At 34.0% G+C, this 5,038-nt stretch carries 3 protein-coding genes; all 3 read left to right on the forward strand.

Features of this window, described 5'->3' with window-relative positions:
* Nucleotides 1-335: 335 nt before the first annotated feature.
* Complete coding sequence (gene xseA, locus AC3DU7_RS24880) at nucleotides 336-1,520, forward strand: exodeoxyribonuclease VII large subunit (RefSeq protein WP_488041978.1); 1,185 nt, start codon at nucleotides 336-338, stop codon at nucleotides 1,518-1,520.
* A 4-nt stretch (nucleotides 1,521-1,524) separates the two neighbouring features.
* On the forward strand, nucleotides 1,525-1,722 hold the full coding sequence (gene xseB / locus AC3DU7_RS24885; protein WP_488041979.1) for an exodeoxyribonuclease VII small subunit: 198 nt from the start codon (nucleotides 1,525-1,527) through the stop codon (nucleotides 1,720-1,722).
* 305 nt (nucleotides 1,723-2,027) lie between these two features.
* Nucleotides 2,028-4,754, forward strand: a complete 2,727-nt coding sequence (locus tag AC3DU7_RS24890) for a DEAD/DEAH box helicase (RefSeq protein ID WP_488041980.1) — start codon at nucleotides 2,028-2,030, stop codon at nucleotides 4,752-4,754.
* Nucleotides 4,755-5,038 lie beyond the last annotated feature (284 nt).

The raw sequence follows: 5,038 nt of genomic DNA on the forward strand, positions 1-5,038 counted from the left end.
AGCCCCAAAAATTCCTGAGTATCCATATCAAATCTCGCATTATTAAGAACTACTATATTATAATTCCAAAAGCTAAACCAATAATAATTTCATTCTCAGAGCGATCGCTCATACAAAACTATAACGTTTGAGTAAAATAATTTTATTTATCCCACCACAAAAACTACTCAAAATTATAGGAACTTAAATATATCGGTGCGTGACGACTACAGAAATCTAAATTTTGAAATATACAACTAAGAATGCCGTTACATACCCTACTTAATTTTTTGACTTTTAGCTTCCATCTATTGTAAACTTTACCCACAATAACCAACCCAAACCAACTATTATCAATGACTGCAAATATTCCCGAACAATTCATAGAAGAATCACCTCTATCAGTTGCCGGAATCACTTTTTATATCAAAGACATTTTAGAAGAAGACTACCAACTTCAACAAATATCAGTTATCGGAGAAGTCTCTAGCGCCAAGCTAAATTCAGGAAACTTATATTTCACACTTTCTGAACCAGATAATTCTGCCTCTATTCCCTGTGCTATTTGGAGAAATACTCTCAAAAATATTCATCATCAACCTAAAAAAGGAGAACAAATAATTGTCACAGGTAGAATCAGTCTTTATCCTCCTAGAGGGGATTATAAATTAATAGTTAATACTGTATCTCTTGCCGGGGAAGGAATACAAAATCTCCGTTATTTACAACTTCGTTCCCGTTTGGAAAAAGAAGGTTTATTCGATCTAGAAAATAAGCGATCGCTTCCTAAGTTTCCTCAAATAATTGCTGTAGTTACCTCAGATACTGCTGCTGCCTGGGGGGATATTCAACGGACAATTAAACAACGTTATCCTCTGGTAAAAATATTATTATCGCCAACTTTTGTACAAGGAGAATTTGCTCCTCCTGCCATAGTTGAAGCCATAAAAAAAGTAGAATTAGACGGACGTGCGGAAGTAATAATTTTAGCTAGAGGTGGTGGAGCAGTAGAAGATTTATCCTGTTTTAATGATGAAAGAGTTGTTCGAGTTATTGCTGATTGTGGAATTCCAATTATTACAGGTATCGGTCATCAAAGAGATGAAACTTTAGCAGATTTAGTGGCAGATTATTTTGCTCATACTCCCACTGCAGCAGCAGAAAAAGTTGTGCCAGATAAAAATCAACTTTATATAGAACATTGTCAAAGAGTTGAAAGAATTATTGATGCTTTGAGGACTAGATTTAATGAAGAAAATGCAAATTTAAACTCTCTGAAAAATCGTCTAAAAAATATTCCTAAAACTTCCAGAACTTTAGACAAAGCAACTGTTAAATGTCAGATGTTAAGGCAAAAGTTAGCAGCACTTGACCCCAAAGCAGTTTTATCTAGAGGTTACGCAGTGGTGCAACAAAATAATGGTAAGTTAGTAAATTCAACGGCAGATTTGACAACTGGCCAAGAGTTGATAATTCAGCTAAATAGTGGTAAGGTAAAAGTTAAAATAATGGATATTTTTGAATCTGAGAATATGGAGTGAATAAATGGAATTTGATTATGAGGAAACTGTTATTAATATTGAAGAAATTATTGCTGAAATTGAATCAGGGGAGTTAAAATTAGAGGAAGTATTTGAAAAATTTTCTCTTGCTGTGGCAGATTTACAAAAATGTGAAGATTTTCTCACTCAAGGTCAAGAAAAAATGAGTTTATTAATTGAAACTTTAGATGATGATTTTTAGGAGGTCTGGCACAAAATGATTTTACCATGAATATATACATAAATATTTGTAGATGAGAGTCAGAAAACTAACAGAATTAAAAATTATTATTGAAGAAAGTATAAATGCCTCATCCCTTCTGCCTTTCCTGATAATAGCGATCGCATTCACCCACTGCATCTTTGATAGATAGTGGGTTACATTTGATGAACGTAATTCTAGCTAATATGATACCAAATCTGCTTATGAAAAGCTAATTTATCCGAATCCTTCTAACCCTTCTGCCTTACCTTCACAATAAATCTCTCTTTTAAAACAGATTTAGTATGACAGATAAACCGACAGACTATGCTGCTATTCTTCGAGCCGCAGAAAATCAATTACCATTACCTCCAGAATGGTTAAAAATTGGTGCGAAAATATATTCTCCCGAATATGGAATAGGTCAAATTACATCAGTATTAGGTAAACGTTTAATCGTAGATTTTATAGAAAATCCCACCCCAGTACATTTTCCTGATTGGCAAATAGCAATTCATCAGAAAAAAATTAATCCTAGAGATAATATCAATTCTGATAATCAAAATTTAAAACAGCCAGAAAAATCCAAAATTACTTCAGCAGAAATAGTAGCTATTCCTCGACCAGTTTTTCAAACAATAGCCCAAGAATTTAAAGATAAATTAGTACGGATAGACAATACTCCACCAACTCCAGGAAAACTTTATCCTTTGCCAGAAGATTTACCAATTACTCTACAAAATTCTCTCACTCTACAAAATATTACAGAACTCTATGAACATCAAATTGAATCATTAACTGCTCTACGGAAAGGATTAGATATTTGTATTTTTACCCCCACAGCTTCGGGCAAAACTCTTTGTTATAACCTTGCCATTTTAGAATCATGTTTGCAACAACCTCAGACCACAGCATTATATATTTTTCCTCTCAAAGCATTAGCATTAGACCAGATGCAAAAACTGGAAAAAATAGTCTCATATTTCCCTAAAAATCCTGTAAAAATCGGATTAATTACAGGTGATACATCCTCAAAACAAAGGAAAGAATTATTTATTCCTAACCCACCCAATATATTAGGAGTAAGCCCAGATTTATTACACTATCAACTATATAAAATTAGAAACAAAGATGGAGAAGGATGGCGCAAATTTTTTCAACAACTCCGCTATGTAGTTATTGATGAATCTCATACTTATAGAGGAGCTTTTGGCGCTCATTTTGCTAACCTAATGCGCAGATTAAAAATAGTAGTAGATCGAGTAGGAGGAAGTTCAGAAAAATTACAATTTATCTTTAGTTCAGCTACTATTGGCAACCCCGCAGAAATGGCAATGAGATTTAGCGATCGCTCCCATCAATCAGAAAGACTTCATCTAATATCAAAAAGTGGTGCTGATAGTGCTGGTAGAACAATTTTATTTCTGGAACCTAGCGAAACTGCTAACCCCGATGCTTGTCAAATAATTCTATCTTGGTTACGTCACGATTTGAGTGGAATAGTATTTTGTAATTCTCGGAGTGCCGTTAAAAAACTCCTCGGCATAATTAAGCGAATAGCTGATAAAAATGGAGAGAGTTATTTGGCAGACAAGGTAGCAATTTTTTACGGTTCTTTGCCGTTTGATAGGCGACAGGATATCATCCAAAAATTAGAAGTTGGGATAGTAAAAATTATCCTTTCTACTTCCGCGTTAGAAGCAGGAATTGATTTACCTGGACTTGATTGTTGTTTGGTGCGTGGTTATCCAGGTAGCTTAATGTCTTGGAAACAAAGAATTGGTCGGGTAGGCAGGAGAAATCCAGGGTTAGTGATGTTTTTACCAGTAGCTCAAAACCCTTTGGATAACTTTTATGGAAATAAACCCGATTTATTATTAAATGGTGAGGTAGAAAGTGCTGCTTTTAATCCCAATTATCCGACTATTTTGGGTAAACATTTAGAATGTAGTTGCGTCGAAAGTGGCGTACCTTTAAATGAAATAACAAAACGTTTTGGAGAAGTAGCTGGAGTAATTGCCGATAGCTTATTAAAACAGGAAAAAATATATATTAATAACTCTAATCAACTCTGGGGATATGGTTATCCTCACCGGAATGTTAATCTTCGCGGTCATGCTCAAAATGATGTGGAATTAATCAATATTAATACTGGGGAAAATTTTGAAAAAATGCAAATGAGTCTTGCCCATCAGGAGGTTTTTCCAGGGGCAATTTATTTAGCTCAAAATTATGATAGTGAATTGATTTTTTATCGTTCAGAGAAAATCGACTTAGATAGAAAAAAAGCAATTTTAAAACCTTTGGGAAAAAACTCTAATTTAGAAAGCAAACCAAAAAATGAGTTAATTATTCAAGAAATTCAGCAATTAGCAAAACCCCAAATAATTCAAACAAATATTCCACACGCTAGATTGAGATTAAGTTTAATCTGGGGAGAAATTACTTTTTCAGTGACAGGATATGAGTTGTTTGCTACTAAATTTGAAAAAGGAGTTGAAATTACTAAAGTTGTAGATGAAGGTAGCTTTGATCCTCCCTATCAAACTCAATATCAGGCTCCAGTTGTTAAAGTTGAAATAAATGATGCCTTTAGTCAAGCTATACGGGAAAATATTACACCAATTAAGGAAAAAATTAAGGATACAAATAAAGGAATAATTCCAGATAATTTCAAAGATTTATGGAGCTGTCATCCAGATTTTATTGCATTACATAGTATGGGACATCAAATTAGAGCTGCTATTCCTTTAGTAGTGTTAAGTTCAAGTCAAGATATAGAATGCTTTGTTCAGCGACAAGGAGGAGAAACTGTCAGCTATTTTTTTGATAGTTGTGATGGTGGAAATGGAGCGAGTGAAGCAATTTTTAATCAACTGTTGAAGTTTGCACAAAAGGCAACAGAATTAGCCAAAAATTGTGATTGTGAATATGGTTGTCCCCGCTGTTTAACTCACCATCGTTGTCCTCAGCAAAATAAAGGTTTATATAAAGATTTAGGGTTGTTGATTTTGCAGGCGATCGCTCTTTAGGGAGTGTGGAACCGATACCGATACCGATCGAGAATTAATCAAAAAAACTGGAAAGATGACCCCACCTTGGTAGTGGGCATGGCGGAGCTGTGCTATAACCACAGCTAACAATGGCTCTGAATTTCGAGATCAATAACCTGGTTGGGATTATCCAAAAGATAGATTTAAACAACACAATCTACTAATATAAACGAAAAAAAGTTATTTAACATTAAGTTAAATCACATTATTTACCGAATAATTAATAATTAATAATTAAATAATTATGGTTTAAAGCCTCCCCT

The sequence above is a fragment of the Okeania sp. genome, from assembly GCF_983059655.1.